This is a genomic window from Niallia sp. XMNu-256, from assembly GCF_036670015.1.
GTDB lineage: Bacteria > Bacillota > Bacilli > Bacillales > Cytobacillaceae > Bacillus_BD.
In genome coordinates, this window is the sequence record NZ_CP137636.1 from 2,374,701 (window position 1) to 2,391,081 (window position 16,381).

Below are 16,381 nucleotides of genomic sequence, written 5' to 3' on the forward strand. Positions count from 1 at the left end.
TTTATATATTTAAACGTTATCTTGATTGAATATAATCAACAAGATAAATACTACAGGGGAGGACAGCTTAAATGAGTAAAGTAGAAGAATTAGAATTGGTAGCAGATATGGTCGGTTTGGAGCCAGGGTATGTTATGCAAGAAGCAAACTATTTTTCAACAATTGAAGAAGCGTTTCATTGGCTTTATCTATCAGAAGAAAACCCTCTTCGTCCATACAATAAAGAGGAATTAATCAACGTAATGGCTTCAATTACTATCGAACAAATGCAGGAGTTAGATGCTAATACAGTTGTAGAATACATGGTTCTAAATGATGACCATACCTATTTAACCAAAACAGGTGTAGCTTATTTACGTATCGTAAGGTAAAGAAAAAGCAGCCAGAGCGAATTCTGGCTGCTTTTTCTTATTACGCCTGCTTACGATCATAAATCGTAAAGTAATAGTCATACGGATTTTTTTCGTTTTTAATCCCTTTTTCTTTTGAGGTAAGGGTCCATTCTGATTCAGGGAATTCCGGAAAAAAGGTATCTCCTTCAAATTCATGATCGATTTCAGTAATATAAAGTCGGTCCGCAATTGGGAACGTTTCTTTAAAAAGCTGGGCACCACCAATAATTGATACATCTTTATTTTTCTCATCAATATACTTTTTTAACTCGTCTATTGAGTGAACGACTGTACACCCTTCCGCTTTGTAATCCTTATTTCTTGTGACAATAATATTTTCTCTTCCAGGAAGCGGTTTTCCAATTGACTCATACGTTTTTCTTCCCATCACCATTAATGGATGTTCCATTGTCACTTTTTTAAAAAATTTCATGTCCTCTGGTAAATGCCATGGCAATGCATTATCTTTTCCGATTACGCGATTTTTGTCCATCGCAACAACAAATGATATCATTCTATCTCTCCTATCTTCTTTTAGACGGCTATAATGCTTTATTCATTATGTGGATTTATAGCCTAAACTGATACAACGAACCCAAAATCAATTTACCCCGTGTATAATAAAATCAAACCTAATAATCAAACAGCAATAGGTGCTTTTATAGTTGGATGAGGGTCATACCCCTCGATCTTAATGTCTTCCATCGTAAAATCAAAGACAGACTTTACGCTAGGATTTAATTTTAATTGAGGTAAAGTTTTTGGCTTACGACTAAGCTGGGTTTTAATTTGTTCTAAATGATTTAAATAAATATGTGCATCTCCAAAGCTATGTACAAAATCCCCAACCTCTAACCCACATTCATGTGCGATAAGATGTGTTAGAAGTGAATAACTTGAAATGTTGAATGGAACGCCTAAAAAAATATCAGCCGACATGTACATTCAATTAAGTTCGCTACACTTAATCCGCTCTTACCTCGAGCAGCTACATGTTTCCATGTAGATTAGACCATATCACCATCCCAATAGGATGCTCCCCGTTTCGGATATCAACCGCTTATACCCTACGAACAATCACGTTCTGGTCGTTGCACCTTCCTACTTCTTTATTTAGGCTTGGCTCAGGATTGTCCATCTCCACTTAATGAATAAGTTGGTTTGGATTTTCCCTGAATTAGAGGAGTTTTCATTACGGATTACTCCGTAAAGGCGCTCTATTTAACGCTGATATAATTGACAACTTAATTTTCCATTCGCAACATAAAATTGAAAAAGAGTATGACACGGTGGTAATAACGCTTCTCCTTGCGCGAATTGATTTGCATTCCAGCTAACTACTAAATGTCTACGACTATTTGGGTTTGATTTAATTTGTTCAATGACATCCTTTAATTGGTCTGTTGAACCATAGGGACCTTGGAAACTCCTCCATTGCGCACCATATGCTGCAGGACCAATAGAACCCCACTTTTCCGAGAATTCATCGTCCTCTAATATTTGTTTGCAAAATTTATCCATCTCTATTTTGTAAACTTTAGCAAACTCTTCATCTTCTTGGGCACGATGAGCAAAATTTGTCATATCTGGACCATGATATTCCTCAGATTTCACATATCTCTCAAACGGCCATTCATCCCATATGTGATTATCATGTTGTAGCAAAAATCGGATATTTGTATCACCTTTAATAAACCATAATAATTCACTGGCAACTAAGCGAAACGGTACTCTTTTTGTCGTTAATAAGGGAAATCCCTTTTGAAGATCAAATCTCATTTGATAACCAAAGACTGATAGCGTCCCCGTACCTGTTCGGTCCCCTTTTTGATTTCCGTTTTCGAGGACATGTTGACACATGTTTAAGTATTCATACTCAGGATGCTGCAAATTGTTACACTCCTTTAAAAACAATTAAGCTGTTTCATAATAATATCGCATCGCACATCATTGTAGCATAAAAAGGAAATGATTTACCTAGTAATTCGCATACATCTATCCTATTATTTTAAGTTTTTAATAAAATCATACGTTAAAGGTGCATCTTTTCTTAATTTTTCTCGATACGAATCGTTTATATAATAGTAGACAAACGCTTCAGCAAAATATTCTTCAGGATAGGTTAATAAATAGCGGTTATAAGGGAAAAGTCTATCTTTTTCTAAGTTCCAAATCATTAAGAAGTCTTTTTGTTTTCGAATTTCATCAAACACTTGTCGATCAATCGAGTGGGCAAGCTCATGAAGTTCTAGGTTTACAGAGCCATGTCCACTCCCTTTCTCGCTCGATCCAATTTTAACTAGAACCGTGTGTCCACCACCAACTCCCGGAATGTCGTCCCATGTCGTATCTTTTTCATATCCACGTGGGACTTTCCCAGAAAGGTGAGCAGCGGTTGGATTATCAGTCAATTTATTAGTGAATAATTTAACGATGATTCCATTTTTGCGTACTTTTGATAATAAGGAGTTTGGAAGTCTGTCAATATTAGCTATTATTTTAGCGGCCTCCGCCTCATTAAAGCTTGAATTCGGTAACACAATAATATGATTTAATTCATCGATAGAAGTTAATTGTAATCGACTTTTAAATGGAGAGTGGGTTGGATAGTTAACTAATTTAATTCCGTCTTTTTCTGCTTGAGAATTCCCCATGAGAATGAGTAAAAGTAGAATGAGAAAAAGCAAGGAGCGTTGTTTATTTTGCATAAGATTGACTCCTTTTTAATAATAAAAAATAAGAGAGGTCTTTATAATGGATAACAATATCTATGAATCTATTAATCCTAAACATACACTTTATTGTATATATTTGAAGCTTGAGGAGGATCAACTCATAAAAGTTGGAAAACTAGGTGAGTATTTTTTCCACAAAGGAACATATATCTATGTCGGAAGTGCAAGGAAAAATATGATTAAGCGTATCGAACGACACAAAAAGGTTCAGAAAAAATTTCATTGGCATTTTGATTATCTTCGGCCCTATGGAATAGTTACTAAAATTATAACATATGATGAAAGATTAGGAGAGTGTGCTCTCGCTGAGAAAATTAGGAAAAAGAACAATGGCATGCTGCCGATTAAAGGGTTTGGTTCTTCTGATTGTCGATGCCTTTCCCACCTAATCTATATTCAGTAAATACCATTTAAGGCTAATTTAAAAAATAGGCCTCATTAATGGTAACCATTTGATGCTTATATACATATAAATAAAATAAGCTTATTCCTACGTACTATTTTCAGCTTTTCTTTGCTATGGTTTTCCCAGTATTCGGGTAAAGGGTGAGCAGCTTGAGATTTAAATTCCATAGAGGAATAGAGAATGATTTGCAGACCGATTTAAATACGGTTTCAGATATATTGCAATCAGGTTACTTTTTATTGATTGATCTGTTGTTTTGGGCATTCTTATTAACGTTCTTTACAAAACCCGTCCACCATTCAATCCCATTAATCGTAATTGTTTATTTTGCTTACTATTTTATAGGAGTCTGTCTATTTTTGTTACTCCGAATAATCACATGGAACTTAATCCCTAAAAAAAAGAGAGCAGGATAGCCTGCTCTCTTTTCATTCACTCGACTCATGTCTGACCGAACACGTGACGAGTTACGTCATCCATTGGGGGGGTGTATTTTTATCCCAATAGATGACACCTAACTCATGATGAAGCTGAAAGCCATCATTCGCTAAGTGATAATGAAAGTTAAATACATACCCTTCCATAGGCGGATGGTCTCTTCGAACATGGAAGCGAATGACATCTTTGTTAGTTCCTATATTTTTAATATGAAAGATTCGTTCAGAAGTTCCGCCGCTAGGCATTTCACTAATGACTAATTGACTTAAATCTTCCTCGGGATACTGTTCGGCCATTTTTGAAATTACTTTTTCGATATTTGGTAAAATGAGTTCTTTAAATTCATCCTCAATGACTGGCTTAATTCTACTACCAAACTTCATAAATGAAGTTTCTTCTGCATACTTAACCATTTCTTGCACAAATCGAGCTTTTTCAGATATTAGATCATTATCAGATATGGGACCACTTTCAAAAATGGTTTGTTCTTCAACAGGTGATGGTTTCGATTGATAGAGGTCTCTTTTTGGCTGTTTCTCTTCATCTGGAAAATGAGCCGATAAATCTTGCGGTGTTACTAATCCAAATGTGAGAACGGAAACAAGCACAAGCAGCGACTTGCGAATCCATTTAGGCATACTTCATCATCTCTTTTCTATGTAAAAATCGACAAACCTACTTATTATATCTTCTCTCGAATCAGTTTACTTATTGAAGCAGGTTAATAATTAAAATTCATTCTCATTCAATATAGGTTTTTCTAAAAAAGTATAATCTAATTGTACTATAAAATACTAATATACTACGAATAAAACATCTGTTGGTTTCATGTTTTTAATTTTTTTTATAAAATCGAGGAGGATTCAGATTGGACTTTTTAATTATGCTATTAGGTTTGTTCATGCTCGGATATTTTGTATGGCTTGCTGTTTCCGATTAAAAATGAAGCGACATGCAATAAAATATGATCTGAAAAAAAAATAAAAGAGTGCACGGATGCACTCTTTTGTTATTTAGCAGTATTGGGAGAAAGCCTTTTGTAGATTCATTACAATTGCTTCCATTGATTGACCTTCAATATCATGGCGATGAATAAAGTGAACAACTTCTTTACCTTTTAATAAAGCCATAGAAGGTGAGGATGGTGGAATTTCACCAAAATATTCACGCATTTTCGCTGTTGCTTCTTTCTCTTGTCCGGCAAAAACGGTAACAAGGTGATCTGGCTTCTTCTCACTGTGTACAGCCGCATGATTAGCAGCTGGACGAGCTAAACCAGCAGCACAACCACATACAGAGTTAACGACGACTAATGTCGTCCCTTCCGCTTTTTCCATATATTGTTCTACGTCTTCAACAGTAAGTAATTCTTGAAATCCTGTTTGAACCAATTCCTCACGCATTGGTTTTACCATTTGTCTCATATATTCTTCATATGCCATTGACATAATCTATACCTCCTAAAGGGTCTTTTTAACTGTTAGCATACTATAAACCATCATAAAATATCAATGTTTATCTCCTATTAATTGATAAACACTCATATTCCTTCTATATTTATACCGTTTGTTTTCTCATCGCTTCTGGGATATATACACAGAAAGGTTCGCTCTCCATATAATCCCCTGTTACGGCATATGCCCTTGACCTTGATCCGCCACAGATTCCATTAAATTCACAAACTCCACATTTCCCTTTATATAAATGAGGCTGTCTTAAATCTGTAAACACTTTTGCTTCACGGTATATTTTTGCCAGAGGGGTTTCTCGGACATTTCCAGCAACAATTGGTAACATTCCGCTTGGCATGACATCACCGGTATGAGAAATAAAACAAAATCCATTCCCGTCATTAACCCCTTTAGGTGCCCGTTTAAGTCCATCTCTTTTGGAAGCGATATCTGAAGTAATACTGTCTTGATAATGAATTTCTCCCTTTTCAATGACATGCTCTCGCATTTTTTCTTGTAAAACAACACGTCGATAATGCTGTGCTGCCGTAGTTTTAATATCGAACGGAGCCGTTTTGCTTAATTGATATAACCACTTGAATACCTTTTCATGTTCTGCAGGAGTGATGCAGGCATCTAATTGACCTCTTCCTGTAGGTACAAGTAAAAACACATACCACATTTTCACTTTTAAATCCGCTACTAATTGAGCCATGTCCTCTAAATACTCATAATTATATCGTGAGATAACGGTGTTGATTTGAAGTGGCATATCGAGTTCAATTAAATCTTTAATTTTTTCAACAGTTAAATTAAAGGAACCCGATGTTCCACGGAATGCATCGTGGATTTCCGCCCGAGGTGCATCCAAACTAAAAGCCCAACGCGAAAGACCTACTTCTTTTGCCTTAATCATTTTTTCTTTCGTTACATGAGAGGTGGCACTTGGAGTCATTGAAACCCGCATACCTTTGGACACAGCATATTGAGCTAGATCAAATAAATCTTCTCTCAACATACAATCCCCACCAGTAAAAACAAGCATCGGATTATTCATGTCGTGTATTTCAACAATTAGTTTCATTCCTTCTTCATGGCTTAATTCTCTCGGGTCAGGCAAGAATTGTGCATCTGCTCGACAATGTACACATTTCAATTCACATGCCCTCGTAACCTCCCAAATGACAATAAAGGGATTCTGATTATAATCAATTATTTTTCTATGAGGATGTGTAATAGGTTGCATAATATCACCAAACTTTTCTATTATTCTATTTGCTCTATTAAATGTACTTGCTGTTTTGGAAGTTAGCTATTTATAAACAGAAGGTTACGTTGTTCATCGATTAAGAATTTAAATGCATACATACATGGACTAATTTTCTCAACACCAAATTTAACAGAGTTTTTCCATTCTTCTTATCTTAAAAGTATAAAGTACGAGTAATGGCTTTAATATGAGAATTATCACATGTTAGCACGCGAAACATATTCTAAATATTCAATCCTTCATTATGCTTTCTTAGCGACTTTTTTACACTAGGTCAAGAAAAGTATCCATTTATACTAATACAATAAGGGTGAGGGATATAAAGGAGGGGACGATTATGCAAATTACTGTGGCAGGACTGGTTATGTTGGATTAGTTACAGGCGTATGCTTTGCACAAATGGGGCATCTCGTAACTTGTATCGATGTTGATGGAAATAAAATAAAGGCGTTGCAACATGGCCAATCTCCCATTAATGAAGATGAAATGGTGGAAATAGTTTAGCGGAAACATACAGTGCTTCCGACATATTTGTCTTTCCATCTCGAACAGTAACCTTTGGAAATGTCGTTCTTGAGTCTTTTGCAAGTGGTACTCCTGTATTTGGAGCTAACTCTGGTGGGGGTAAGCATATTATCCAGTCTGATATTACTGGAATCTTATATGAACCAGGGAATGTCGAACAATTTACATCTGCAATCTCCCAACTTTATCCCGTGACGGTCTTAGAAAACAGATGGGGATAGAGGCTAGGGAATATGCCCGATCGCACCGTTGGGATCAAATTTTTGACGCTTTACTTCTATCCTATCAAGAAGTGACTGCAGAACAAGAGAATAAAAAATAAGCCTAACGAATCAGACTGAACACCTGTTCATTCTTTTTATGAAACCTTTCTACCCTCTTTTCGTATAACAAGTATTATTTTATAAAAGAGGAGTTAAGGCAGTGATTGAGTCAAATAAATGGTTACAACAAGAATTAAAGAAAATACAATCATGGGAAACAGATCAAAGTGACCTTTGGTTTTGGGAGAAGCTTGGCCGCTTACCGTTTAAATTAATTGATAAAGTAACCCCATCTTTTATCCAAAATAAACTGGGAAGTATTCTCGATGAGCTTGGTCAATACATTCAAACTGGTGGTAATTATTTGAGTCCGGCTTCCTCCCTTTCTTCCTACTATCCAGAAGATAGTATTCACACCATTGAAGAAGCATCCGTATTACCGATTGAAAAAATGGACAAGGCAGTCGAAAAGTTAACAAAAATGAGAAAAAAAGTTGCAACAGTCCAAGGGGCTAGCACTGGGATTGGCGGCCTTTTTACTATCTCCATTGATATTCCAATCCTACTAGGGTTACAACTAAAAACGTTACAGGATATTGCCTTATGCTACGGTTATGATCCACAAGATAAAAAGGAACGAATATTTATCGTAAAGTGCTTACAATTTGTTTCTGCAGATATTGTCGGAAAACAGGCGATTCTAAAGCAATTAAGTGGGATTGATAATAACCAAAACACTAAACGAGAAGTTCTTTCAGAAATTCAAGGATGGCGTGAGGTTGTCTTTTCCTACCGTGATCAATTTGGCTGGAAAAAGCTATTTCAAATGGTTCCAATCGCGGGGTTTATTTTTGGTGCTTTTACAAATCGATCTGCTGTCAATGATATTGCTGAAGCAGGAATGATGCTCTATCGAAAAAGAAGAATCACTGAAAGACTTTCTAAAGATATCTTAGACGGAACGAATAAAGTTTGAGGTCCATTATGTGGATCTCAAGCTTTTTTTATCTGCTAATTCTCCCTCCTCCTTCCTAAGCCTTGTCTACATACACTTTCCTTAATTATTTAAATCCATTATTTCCCATTTGAAATGACAATTTATGAATTAAATTTAGCCAAATAACCGCCTGAGCCATCATTTTCCAGCTTTATCGCTGATTTTTTCCACCTGACCCCCCGTCTCTTCCCTGATCCTCACTATTTTGGCTGAATACACATAAATTTCAAAATTGTTCTTGTATAAATTTTTTATCATTGTTAGTATAGGGACTATGAAAAACAGAACAACATACGAACAAAGGGAGAGGTTGCATGTTAACGGATAAAAAAGTTTTATTTTTGGGAGCCGGTTCGATGGCTGAAGCTATGATTGCCGGAATGATTAAAGCTAATAAAATACCAATTACTAACATTACAGTATCAAACCACAGCAATAAAGAACGATTAGTACAATTAAAAACCACTTATGGAATTAATACAGCACATAGGGAACAACTAAATCTAGAACAAGCTGATATAATCGTCCTCGCAATGAAACCAAAGGATGTTGAAAAAGCACTGTACTCCTTTCAACATACCCTGCAACCACACCAAATTGTTCTATCTGTATTAGCTGGAATTTCAACCTCTTTTATTGAACAACATACAGCTAAGGGGCAACAGGTCATTCGCGTCATGCCGAATACATCGAGTGCGATTGGAGAATCTGCCACCGCAATTTCCTCAGGAAAGTATACGTCCCAACAAAATATGGAAATAGCTAAAGAATTACTTGCATGCATTGGAGAAGTCTATGTCATTGAAGAAAAGCATATGGATGGTTTTACCGGATTAGCTGGTAGTGGCCCTGCTTATATTTATTACTTGATGGAACATATGGAGAAAGCCGGGACCCAATTAGGAATCCCCCAACCTATTTCTCGCGAAATCATAGCACAAACCATACTAGGAGCAGCGAGAATGGTTCAAAAACAAGGTGAGGATCCAGCATCTTTAAGACAAAAGGTCACTTCCCCAAATGGAACAACTGCTGCTGGACTCCAAGCCCTTGAAGACAATGGCGGTGGAGTTGCAATAACCGAAGCCGTTATCCAAGCATCCGGGCGTTCAAAAAATATGAGTGAACAGCTGCTAAAAACAATCGTCTCATAAACCATTAGGGTTATACATTACCCTTTTTACTCTTTAAATAAACTTTGGGCTTTATAGCAAACAGAAATATACAGGAGTGATAAAATGAGCTCGGACATAGAGCAAAAACGCATTGTCATTAAAATTGGAAGCAGTTCTTTAACAAGTCGGCATGGAGAAATTAGCCATCGTAAACTTGAGAAATTAGCATGTGAAGTTGTTACCCTAAAAGATGCCGGGCATGAAGTCGTCCTTGTTTCGTCCGGAGCCGTTGCTGCAGGGTATCGGAAGCTTGGTTGCTTGGAAAGACCAACAACATTAACTGAAAAACAAGCAGCTGCCTCAATCGGCCAAGGCTTATTAATGGAAACTTATTCAAAGCTCTTTATGTCAAACGGTTATGTTGCATCCCAAATCTTAATTACAAGAAGTGACTTCTTAGATGAAATTCGCTATAAGAATGTCCGTAATACGTTAAATGTATTATTAAAAAGGGGCATTATCCCAATTGTCAACGAAAATGATACTGTAACAATTGACCGTCTGAAATTCGGGGATAATGATACCCTATCTGCCAAAGTGGCCAGCATTGTCGATGCCGATCAATTGATCATTCTATCTGATATTGATGGTTTGTTTGATGGTCATCCAGGATTAAACAAAAACGCTAAATTAATCCCACAAGTTAATCAAATCACTCCTGAAATTGAAGCAGTGGCAGGTGATTCTGATAGTTCAGTTGGTACAGGTGGAATGAGATCGAAAATTGAAGCAGTCAAAATTGCTTTGGCCTCTGGAATTCCCACTTTTTTGGGGAATGCAAGTAAAGATCAAATTGCTGTTAATGCTCTCTCTGGAAAGGCAAGAGGTACTTATTTTACGATTGAAAAACCACAGATCCAGTTAAACCAGAAGAAAAAATGGATTGCCTTCCATTCCCATCCTGAAGGAGAAATTATCATCGATCAAAATGCAAAAGAACGGATGGTAGATGATCATGTTGATTTGACTCTATCAGGAATTCACGATGTGAAAGGCCCGTTTAATAAAGGTTCAGTCATTCGAATTCTCGATAAATCTGGAAGAAAAATTGGCTGTGGGGTGGTTAAAGTTTCTTCAAAGGAATTACAGACATTAAAGAAAAAAGTGGATACCCCTTCTGTTAACAAAACCATCATCGATAGCACAGATTTTGTTTGTCACGAGAAAGTTCTTATTACCGTTTAACATAATAGTCTCTCATTCTATAAGTGGTGAGATTAAAAACAAGGTAATGATGAAGAAACCATACGATTAAATGGGGGCGGGATAGTGACAACCATTCATTATTCATTTCCGCCGCCCCTTCTTCTAAATAAATATCGGAATTTTTTGAAGAATTAACAAATCCATGTATCATATTATTCATAAAAATTTTAAAAGGAGAGATTAGATGGGTATAGGAGTTTATATTTCTTTAGCAATCTATTTTATTGGGATGTTGTTGATTGGGTATTACGCCTATAAGAAATCAACCGACAATATTGAAGGGTACATGTTAGGTGGACGTGGTTTAGGACCTGCTGTAACCGCTCTTTCCGCTGGAGCATCAGATATGAGTGGCTGGATGCTTATGGGCTTGCCAGGAGCGATGTATATAACCGGTATGTCGAGTATATGGCTTGCTGTTGGATTAACTTTGGGGGCTTATTTAAACTATATCCTTGTCGCACCGCGATTAAGAACGTATACAAAAGTAGCAAACAATTCCATTACGATCCCCGATTTCTTCGAAAACCGTTTTAAAAATAACGCTAAAATCCTTCGGTTTGTTTCTGCTATTGTCATTATTATCTTTTTTACACTTTACACATCAGCAGGTATGGTCTCAGGCGGTGTACTTTTTGATTCTGCCTTTGGCTTAGATTATAAATTAGGTTTATTTATTACAGGTGGTGTTGTTGTAGCCTATACGCTATTCGGTGGATTTTTAGCCGTTAGTTTAACGGATTTTGTTCAAGGAATTATAATGTTTGTAGCTCTCGTCTTGGTACCCATTGTCGGTTTTACCGATTTAGGTGGGATACAACCTACCTTTGATGTGATTCGTGCAATCGATCCTACTTTGCTCGACTTCTTCAAAGGTACAACGGTAATTGGGATTATCTCATTATTGGCATGGGGCTTGGGCTATTTTGGACAGCCACATATCATCGTTCGTTTTATGGCTATTACCTCAGTAAGAGAGTTAAAGCCAGCACGTCGTATTGGTATGGGCTGGATGATCATTTCAATCATTGGTGCCATGTCTGTCGGGCTTGTTGGAATTGCCTATGTTAATCAAACAGGTGTTACACTCGAGGATCCAGAAACAGTGTTTATTATGTTCTCAAATATATTATTCCACCCGTTAATTACCGGCTTCTTACTTTCAGCGATATTAGCCGCGATTATGAGTACGATTTCTTCTCAACTTCTCGTAACCTCTAGTGCATTAACAGAAGATATTTATAAAACTTTCTTTAAACGGGATGCTACAGATAAACAACTTGTTCGAATTGGTCGTTTAACGGTACTGCTAGTTTCGATCGTAGCTATTCTCTTATCCTTAACTCCAAATAATACGATTCTTAATTTAGTTGGGTACGCATGGGCAGGATTTGGTTCAGCATTTGGTCCAGCGATTCTATTAAGCTTATATTGGAAACGTATGAACGTCTGGGGGGCGCTTTCAGGAATTATTATCGGTGCAGTCACGGTGATCATTTGGATCAGTAATGAAGCTCTTAAAGGGTTTATGTATGAAATGATTCCTGGCTTTATCTTGTCATTCTTAGCGATTATCATAGTTAGTAAATTAACGGCTAAACCTTCAACAGAGATCGAGACAGAGTTTAATAAAATGAAAGAAACTTTGAAGGCGGAGCTAAAATAATATTTATATCTGTAAAAAAACGGATTTATCTCCTCTTCTGGATTTAAATCCGTTTTTCTTATGCACAAATTTTATCAGGCTTAACAGGTAATAAGACCCCCTAAAATCGTGAGTTCAATTATAGAAGATAGGGGCGGAATTAATTGCCCGTTAAACTCCTCGAGAGTTGAACACAGATTAAATATGCCTATGGCAACGCCCTCGTGACCAGCAAGATGCGGCTTCGAACTTTCCATCAGCGGAGGATATAGGAACTCCCCCGCTGATGGAAGTACCACTTATTCTAAAACCTTATAAACCCTTTCAAGTGCCCAATCTAATTCAGCTTTTGTAATAATCAATGGAGGTGCAAACCGAATAACGTTTTCATGGGTTTCTTTGCATAATATCCCTTCTTCTTTTAAGGCTTCACAATAAGGTCTTGCAGCTTCTGTTAATTCGATACCAATTAATAACCCTTTCCCTCTCACTTCTTTTATGATCGGACTCTTTATTGCTTGAAGCTTCTCTAATAAATAGCTTCCTAGATCAAAAGAACGCTGAACTAAGTTTTCCTCTGACACGACTTTTAAGGCTGCAATCGAAACGGCACAAGCCAGCGGATTCCCTCCAAATGTCGAGCCGTGGGAACCAGGATTAAAGACACCTAAAATAGTAGAATTAGCGGCCACACAGGAGATCGGAAATACTCCTCCACCAAGTGCTTTTCCTAAAATATACATATCTGGTTCAACCTTTTCCCATTGACAGGCAAACATCTTTCCTGTCCGTCCGAGTCCAACCTGAATTTCATCGGCAATCATTAACACATTGTTATCTTTGCATAATTTAGAAGCAGCTTTGAGATAGCCTTCAGGTGGTATGATGATTCCTGCTTCCCCTTGGATCGGCTCAAGAATGAAAGCCGCTGTATTTTTAGTAATCGCAGATTGTAATGCAGGTATATCTCCGTATGGGACTAATTTGATCCCTGGAAGCAACGGACCAAATCCTCGTTTATATTCGTTATCAGAGGACATAGAAACAGCCCCCATTGTCCGGCCATGGAAGTTGCCATTACAAACAACGATCTCAGCATGACCGCCTTTAATTCCTTTCATATCGTATCCCCAACGCCGTGCAGCTTTAAGGGCAGTTTCAACTGCTTCAGCACCTGTATTCATCGGGAGAACCATATTTTTCTTCGTTAATTGACATATTTTCTCATACCATACCCCTAATTGATCATTATAAAAGGCCCTAGATGTTAAAGTTACTTTTTCAGCTTGTTCTTTTAAGGCTTTTACGATCTTTGGATGCCGATGTCCTTGGTTGAGTGCTGAATAAGCACTTAACATGTCCAAATAACGGTTGCCTTCTGGATCTTCCACCCATACACCTTCCGCTTTTTCAATGACAATTGGCAGCGGATTATAGTTTCTGGCGCCATATTGCTCGGTTTTAGCGATTATTTCTTGTGACTTAGAAATTTTATTTGTATTCACAAACATTCCCCTCTACATGTTTTCTCAATGAAAAGAAAAGGCGCCAGCCACCGTGTACAGTAACTAGACACCGTTTCACTTTATAATTTTTCTGATGTGGTTTTCGCCTGCATATGCAAAATTAAATAATCAGGGCCTCCGGCTTTAGAGTCTGTGCCTGACATATTAAAGCCGCCAAATGGCTGATAGCCCACAACTGCACCCGTACATTTACTATTAAAATAAAGATTCCCGACATGAAACTCCTCACGTACCCGTTCAATATGTTCGCGGTTATTCGATATAAACGCACCTGTTAAACCATATTCGGTATTATTGGCAATAGATAACATGTGGTCAAGGTTTCTTGCTTTACATAAAGCCAAAACAGGACCGAAGATCTCTTCTTGCATAATCCGTGCATTCTCATCCACGTGGGCAAACACAGTTGGTTGGATAAAATAACCTAGAGATTGATCCCCTTTTCCCCCTGTCATAAGGCGCCCCTCTTTTTTACCAATTTCAATATAATTCATAATTTTATTGAAAGCGGCTTTATTAATAACAGGTCCCATATAGTTGTTTGGATCAGCAGGATCTCCTATTGTTAACTCTTTCGTTTTAGCAATTACTTTTTCTAATACTTCATCGTAGATATCCTCATGTATTACAGCTCGCGATCCAGCAGAGCATTTTTGACCGGAAAATCCAAATGCTGATAAAACAATCGATTTTACAGCGGTTTCAATATCTGCACAACGATCTACTAAAACCGTATCCTTCCCTCCCATTTCAGCAATGACACGCTTTAACCACTTCTGTCCCTTTTGTACTCTTGCAGCCCGCTCATAGATTCGACAGCCGATTTCACGAGAACCTGTAAAGGAAATAAATCTTGTCTGAGGATGTTCAACAAGATAATCGCCAATTTCAGCGCCACTGCCTGGAACAAAATTAATCACCCCCTCCGGCAATCCTGCTTCTTTCATCAGTTGAACAAATTTTGCAGCTACAACAGGAGTTGAGTTTGCGGGCTTTAATAATACAGTATTTCCTGTGATAATTGCCGCGATGGTTGTACCTGCCATAATGGCTAGCGGAAAGTTGAATGGAGAAATAATAATTCCGACACCCAGGGGAATATAGTGAAATTGATTAAATTCACCGTCATGTTGTTCCAATGGAACTCCATCTTTTAAACGGTACATTTGTCTGGCATAGTATTCTAAGAAGTCAATAGCCTCTGCCGTGTCTGCATCTGCTTCCCCCCACGGTTTCCCGGCTTCTTTTACTAAATAAGCAGAAAATTCATGTTTACGTCTGCGTAGCATGGCTGCGGCACGCAAAACAATATTGATCCGATGCTCAGGTTTCCATCTCTTCCAACTTTCGAACGTAGATTGTGCTGTTCTCATCGCTTTTTCCGCTAGTTCTTGATTGGCAAGTGATACCGTACCGATAACTTCTGTTTTATTTGCCGGATTAATTACAGTTACTCTTTTCTCTGTTGTAATTTCCTCGTTGCCAATGATTAAAGGGTATCCCCTCCCTAACTGTGCTTCAACAAATCTTAAGGCTTCTTGAAATGCCCTCTGATGATGATGATTAGTAAAGTCTGTTAACGGTTCAGTAATATAAGGTTTCAATATCAAATTCCTCCCTAACTTTTTTAAGCATCATTTTTTTATCGCATTTAAATTAATGGTTACGACAAAAAAAGATATACTATTTCATCTATATGAGAGGAATGTACCTGTGTATTCTTGATGAATAGATGTTAGTGTTTTTTATGCAAATAGAAGATAGAAACCAATTTAATCAAAGGATTAGTCAATTTCTCTACGAAAATAAGGGACAACCTAGATTGAAATAGGTTGTCCCGGTTTACAAATTACTCATACAATTCCTTTACTTTTCTCTCCGTTTTATAAATTTTATGCGTTAATCTTAAGCGTTCTTCTTTCAAAGCATTTATTTTTCCAAATAAATCTTCGTCTGTTGTTGAACTCTTTAATCGATCATATAGTTTAAGAATTTGAGTATTTAAATCTTTATATTCTGCCCAAAGATTGCGTATTTTTTGTAAATAATCCTCTTCAGTTTCTTGTTTCGGTTCCCCTAATTTTTGAATGATTTCTTTTTGCCAATCATGATCCCCTAATTTACCCGCTAGTAAATATAAGTCTAATAAATCATTCACCTTTGCGTTCATTTGTTTTTCTACCATTATCCGTTCCCCTTTCTCTTCACTTTTGCTATTCGGAAAATTCTCCTATTAATTTTATCTATTAATTTACACTATTTAGTTTGAGAAAACATTAAACTATCAAAAATTTTTATATTAATATTATAACCATCTGAGATATATTTTCAATTGATTTTCTAAAATTTTTA

At 37.0% G+C, this 16,381-nt stretch carries 15 protein-coding genes and 2 pseudogenes; 7 read left to right on the top strand and 10 right to left on the bottom strand.

Features of this window, described 5'->3' with window-relative positions:
• Positions 1-71 precede the first annotated feature (71 nt).
• Positions 72-371, top strand: a complete 300-nt coding sequence (locus tag R4Z10_RS12115; RefSeq protein ID WP_338469564.1) for a hypothetical protein — start codon at positions 72-74, stop codon at positions 369-371.
• A gap of 40 nt (positions 372-411) precedes the next feature.
• On the opposite strand, the gene R4Z10_RS12120 is transcribed toward R4Z10_RS12115, so the two are convergent.
• The 4 genes and pseudogenes from R4Z10_RS12120 to R4Z10_RS12135 all read right to left on the bottom strand — a co-directional run bounded on the left by R4Z10_RS12120 (position 412) and on the right by R4Z10_RS12135 (position 3,100).
• The gene (locus R4Z10_RS12120; protein WP_338469565.1) at positions 412-906 is read right to left on the bottom strand and encodes a dihydrofolate reductase; all 495 of its coding nucleotides are present in this window, start codon (positions 904-906) and stop codon (positions 412-414) included.
• Positions 907-1,031: 125 nt separating this feature from the next.
• Positions 1,032-1,322: pseudogene (thyA, locus tag R4Z10_RS12125) on the bottom strand (thymidylate synthase); the annotation flags it as partial.
• A 294-nt stretch (positions 1,323-1,616) separates the two neighbouring features.
• Positions 1,617-2,282: pseudogene (locus tag R4Z10_RS12130) on the bottom strand (thymidylate synthase); the annotation flags it as partial.
• A 113-nt stretch (positions 2,283-2,395) separates the two neighbouring features.
• Positions 2,396-3,100: a toxin gene (locus R4Z10_RS12135; RefSeq protein WP_338469566.1), complete on the bottom strand. Its 705-nt coding sequence runs from the start codon at positions 3,098-3,100 to the stop codon at positions 2,396-2,398.
• Positions 3,101-3,146: 46 nt separating this feature from the next.
• Between R4Z10_RS12135 and R4Z10_RS12140 the strand changes: the two genes are divergently transcribed.
• Positions 3,147-3,530 (top strand): GIY-YIG nuclease family protein, encoded by a 384-nt coding sequence (locus R4Z10_RS12140; RefSeq protein WP_338469567.1) that lies wholly within the window; start codon positions 3,147-3,149, stop codon positions 3,528-3,530.
• Positions 3,531-4,000: 470 nt separating this feature from the next.
• Here the strand turns inward: R4Z10_RS12140 and R4Z10_RS12145 are convergent, their stop codons facing one another.
• From R4Z10_RS12145 to R4Z10_RS12155, 3 genes are all read right to left on the bottom strand, one after another.
• Positions 4,001-4,609, bottom strand: a complete 609-nt coding sequence (locus R4Z10_RS12145; RefSeq protein WP_338469568.1) for a YpjP family protein — start codon at positions 4,607-4,609, stop codon at positions 4,001-4,003.
• A 375-nt stretch (positions 4,610-4,984) separates the two neighbouring features.
• Positions 4,985-5,419, bottom strand: coding sequence for a BrxA/BrxB family bacilliredoxin (locus R4Z10_RS12150; RefSeq protein ID WP_338469569.1), 435 nt, complete (start codon positions 5,417-5,419; stop codon positions 4,985-4,987).
• A 109-nt stretch (positions 5,420-5,528) separates the two neighbouring features.
• Entirely contained in the window at positions 5,529-6,668 is a 1,140-nt protein-coding gene (locus tag R4Z10_RS12155) for a TIGR04053 family radical SAM/SPASM domain-containing protein (protein ID WP_338469570.1), read from the bottom strand.
• A 423-nt stretch (positions 6,669-7,091) separates the two neighbouring features.
• On the opposite strand from R4Z10_RS12155, the gene R4Z10_RS12160 reads away from it, so the two are divergent.
• From R4Z10_RS12160 to putP, 5 genes are all read left to right on the top strand, one after another.
• Positions 7,092-7,196, top strand: coding sequence for a hypothetical protein (locus tag R4Z10_RS12160; RefSeq protein ID WP_338469571.1), 105 nt, complete (start codon positions 7,092-7,094; stop codon positions 7,194-7,196).
• Between the two features lie 444 nt (positions 7,197-7,640).
• Positions 7,641-8,456, top strand: a complete 816-nt coding sequence (locus R4Z10_RS12165) for an EcsC family protein (RefSeq protein ID WP_338469572.1) — start codon at positions 7,641-7,643, stop codon at positions 8,454-8,456.
• A gap of 335 nt (positions 8,457-8,791) precedes the next feature.
• Entirely contained in the window at positions 8,792-9,631 is an 840-nt protein-coding gene (proC, locus tag R4Z10_RS12170; protein WP_338469573.1) for a pyrroline-5-carboxylate reductase, read from the top strand.
• Positions 9,632-9,715: 84 nt separating this feature from the next.
• Complete coding sequence (proB, locus tag R4Z10_RS12175; protein ID WP_338469574.1) at positions 9,716-10,837, top strand: glutamate 5-kinase; 1,122 nt, start codon at positions 9,716-9,718, stop codon at positions 10,835-10,837.
• 205 nt (positions 10,838-11,042) lie between these two features.
• Positions 11,043-12,524 (top strand): sodium/proline symporter PutP, encoded by a 1,482-nt coding sequence (gene putP / locus R4Z10_RS12180; protein ID WP_338469575.1) that lies wholly within the window; start codon positions 11,043-11,045, stop codon positions 12,522-12,524.
• A gap of 278 nt (positions 12,525-12,802) precedes the next feature.
• On the opposite strand, the gene R4Z10_RS12185 is transcribed toward putP, so the two are convergent.
• The 3 genes from R4Z10_RS12185 to R4Z10_RS12195 form a co-directional block, all read right to left on the bottom strand.
• The gene (locus R4Z10_RS12185) at positions 12,803-13,993 is read right to left on the bottom strand and encodes an ornithine--oxo-acid transaminase (protein WP_338473231.1); all 1,191 of its coding nucleotides are present in this window, start codon (positions 13,991-13,993) and stop codon (positions 12,803-12,805) included.
• A 95-nt stretch (positions 13,994-14,088) separates the two neighbouring features.
• On the bottom strand, positions 14,089-15,636 hold the full coding sequence (gene pruA / locus R4Z10_RS12190) for an L-glutamate gamma-semialdehyde dehydrogenase (RefSeq protein WP_338473232.1): 1,548 nt from the start codon (positions 15,634-15,636) through the stop codon (positions 14,089-14,091).
• 242 nt (positions 15,637-15,878) lie between these two features.
• Positions 15,879-16,214: a hypothetical protein gene (locus R4Z10_RS12195; RefSeq protein ID WP_338469576.1), complete on the bottom strand. Its 336-nt coding sequence runs from the start codon at positions 16,212-16,214 to the stop codon at positions 15,879-15,881.
• Between the last annotated feature and the right edge of the window lie 167 nt (positions 16,215-16,381).

Coding starts and splice junctions, on each gene's coding strand:
- R4Z10_RS12160 (WP_338469571.1), top strand. CDS start 7,092: ATGGGGCATCTCGTAACTTGTATCGATGTTGATGGAAATAAAATAAAG.
- putP (WP_338469575.1), top strand. CDS start 11,043: ATGGGTATAGGAGTTTATATTTCTTTAGCAATCTATTTTATTGGGATG.
- R4Z10_RS12140 (WP_338469567.1), top strand. CDS start 3,147: ATGGATAACAATATCTATGAATCTATTAATCCTAAACATACACTTTAT.
- R4Z10_RS12155 (WP_338469570.1), bottom strand. CDS start 6,668: ATGCAACCTATTACACATCCTCATAGAAAAATAATTGATTATAATCAG.
- R4Z10_RS12150 (WP_338469569.1), bottom strand. CDS start 5,419: ATGTCAATGGCATATGAAGAATATATGAGACAAATGGTAAAACCAATG.
- proB (WP_338469574.1), top strand. CDS start 9,716: ATGAGCTCGGACATAGAGCAAAAACGCATTGTCATTAAAATTGGAAGC.
- R4Z10_RS12135 (WP_338469566.1), bottom strand. CDS start 3,100: ATGCAAAATAAACAACGCTCCTTGCTTTTTCTCATTCTACTTTTACTC.
- R4Z10_RS12145 (WP_338469568.1), bottom strand. CDS start 4,609: ATGCCTAAATGGATTCGCAAGTCGCTGCTTGTGCTTGTTTCCGTTCTC.
- R4Z10_RS12195 (WP_338469576.1), bottom strand. CDS start 16,214: ATGGTAGAAAAACAAATGAACGCAAAGGTGAATGATTTATTAGACTTA.
- proC (WP_338469573.1), top strand. CDS start 8,792: ATGTTAACGGATAAAAAAGTTTTATTTTTGGGAGCCGGTTCGATGGCT.
- R4Z10_RS12115 (WP_338469564.1), top strand. CDS start 72: ATGAGTAAAGTAGAAGAATTAGAATTGGTAGCAGATATGGTCGGTTTG.
- R4Z10_RS12120 (WP_338469565.1), bottom strand. CDS start 906: ATGATATCATTTGTTGTTGCGATGGACAAAAATCGCGTAATCGGAAAA.